Source organism: Lentzea sp. (genome assembly GCF_036380075.1).
Lineage (GTDB): Bacteria > Actinomycetota > Actinomycetes > Mycobacteriales > Pseudonocardiaceae > Lentzea.
On record NZ_DASVFL010000232.1, the window covers coordinates 1 to 2,188 of the forward strand.

Consider the following 2,188-nt stretch of genomic DNA (forward strand, 5'->3'; position numbering starts at 1 on the left):
ATCCGTCACACGTGGTCCGGTCGCAGCACCGTCCGCGCCACCGACGAGGCCAGCGCGATGCCCAGCCGCACCCCGTCCCGCCCGAGGAACACCCGCGACGTGCCGATGCGGTCGAGCACGGGCTGGTCGACGACCCCGAGCCCGAACGCGATCATCTCCGGGCACGACGCCGTCTCCGTGAGCCTGGCCAGCTCCCGCGGCCAGTCCTGGTCGGTCGCCCGGCCATCGGAGACGAAGAACAACACCGGCCGCCGCACCCGCACCCGTTGCGCCTTGAGCTCCGCCACGTCCCGCTCGATCACCCCGCGCACGAACGCGAACACGGCCCCGAAGTCCGACCCCGACTCCTGCCGCGGCGTGACCAGCCCGGCCGGTTCGAGCGCGGGCGCGAGCGGGTGCGCGACCAGCGGCCGGTCGGCGAACACCACGACGCAGAGCCGCACCCGCGCCGCCGTCCGCCGGTCCGCGTGCACCACCCCGCGGAACTCGCGCATGCCGGCGTTCACCTCGTCGACGTGGTCGTTCATCGAGAACGACACGTCGCACACCACGTAGCAGGGCAGCACATCGTCGGACACCATCGGTCTCCCCTTCGGCACCTTGCGTGACTCCACCGGGCACCGTGACGTGGCCGCGTTGATCAAAGGTGGACAAAAAGCGGATACATCGACACGCGGAAGGCACATCGCGCGACATTCCACCCAGACAGGAGTGGACACCGAGGAGGTCGGCGTGGAGTTCCGGATGCTGGGTCCGTTGGAGGCGTGGCACGAGCAAGCCCCGGTGTCCTTGGGAGACCAGCAACAACGCTTCATCCTCGTCGTGCTCCTGTTGCACGCGAACAAGCCCGTGTCACCCGAACGCATCACCGAGGTCGTGTGGCCCGACAACTCCGAACGCCGGACGCTCGTGCGCGGCTACATCAACAAGCTGCGCAAGGCGTTCGACTCCACCGGCACCTCGATCGAGCGGACGGCGACCGGCTACGTGCTGCGCGTCGACGAGGACTCCATCGACACCGTCCGCTTCGACCGGCTGCGGGCAGAGGCCGCGCAGGCCCTTCAGGACAAGGACGAGCGCCGCGCCATCGAACTGCTGCGCGAGGCGGTCGCGCTGTGGCGCGGCCGGTTCCTGGAGGACATCGACATCGACAGGGTCGGCGGCGTCGAGGTGATCTTCCCGGACGACGGCTACCACGACGCCCTCGGCGACCTGGCCGAGCTGGAGCTGGTCTCCGGCGACCACCGCTCGGCCAGGGACCGGATGCGCAGGGCCATCCGCACCGCCCCCGACGAGCAGAAGTACGCCGAGCTGCTGATGCGCGCGCTCATCGCGGGCAACGACCGCGTCGGCGCCATCCGGATCTTCGACACCACGAGCCGCGCGCTCGCCGACGCCGGGTTCGAACCGGGAACGGTGCTGCGCAACCTGGCCGAACGCGCCCGGCGCGGTGAGCGGGGCAGCTCGCTGCCGTCGCGGCCGGGCGGGTTCACCGGCCGTGCGGCGGAACTCCGGGCGATCGAGTCGGCCGCGGCGGGAACCGGGGAGCGGCGGGCCGTCTGGGTCAGCGGCGCGCTCGGCGTCGGCAAGACGGGCCTGGCGGTCGAGGCGGCGCACCGGCTGCGCGACCGCTTCCCCGACGGGCAGATCCTGGTGAAGCTCAACGGGTTCACCCCCGGCGTCGCCGAGACGTCGATCTCGGACGCGCTCACCCAGCTGCTGATCGAGCAGGGCGTGCCGACCGAGCAGATCCCGGACACCGTCGGCCGCAAGGTCACGCTCTACCAGTCCCGGCTGTTCGGCACGAAGACGTTGGTGGTGCTGGACAACGCGGCGTCACCCGAGCAGGTCCGCCCGCTGCTGCCGGAGGCGGGGAGCTGCTTCGCGATCGTCACGAGCAGGCACATGGGCGAGCCGGACATCAGCGCGCACGTCCGGCTGGCGCCGCTGCCTCCCGGCGAGGCGCTGGCGATGTTCCAGACGCTGACCGACCCCTTCCGCATCCGCGGGCGGTCGGCCGACGTGGCCGGGCTGGTCAAGCGCTGCGGCTACCTGCCGATGCCGATCAACATCGCGGCCGCGCTGTTCCGCCGGCACGACAGGTGGTCGCTCGACGACCTCCTCGGCCAGGTGGATGACACCGGTCCGTGGCCGGAAGCCGGCGCGGCCGCCGTGCACGCGTCCTACC

Annotated in this window: 2 protein-coding genes; one reads left to right on the plus strand and one right to left on the minus strand. The window is 71.5% G+C overall.

Going from position 1 to position 2,188, the window contains the following annotated elements:
- Positions 1 to 5: 5 nt before the first annotated feature.
- On the minus strand, positions 6 to 581 hold the full coding sequence (locus VF330_RS25525) for a hypothetical protein (RefSeq protein ID WP_330854211.1): 576 nt from the start codon (positions 579 to 581) through the stop codon (positions 6 to 8).
- A gap of 130 nt (positions 582 to 711) precedes the next feature.
- On the opposite strand from VF330_RS25525, the gene VF330_RS25530 reads away from it, so the two are divergent.
- On the plus strand, positions 712 to 2,188 hold a 1,477-nt coding region (locus VF330_RS25530; protein WP_330854212.1), incomplete at its 3' end, for an AfsR/SARP family transcriptional regulator.

What these genes read in the sequence shown, in the direction of transcription:
- VF330_RS25525 (WP_330854211.1), bottom strand. Translation starts at nt 581, where the DNA reads ATGGTGTCCGACGATGTGCTGCCCTGCTACGTGGTGTGCGACGTGTCG.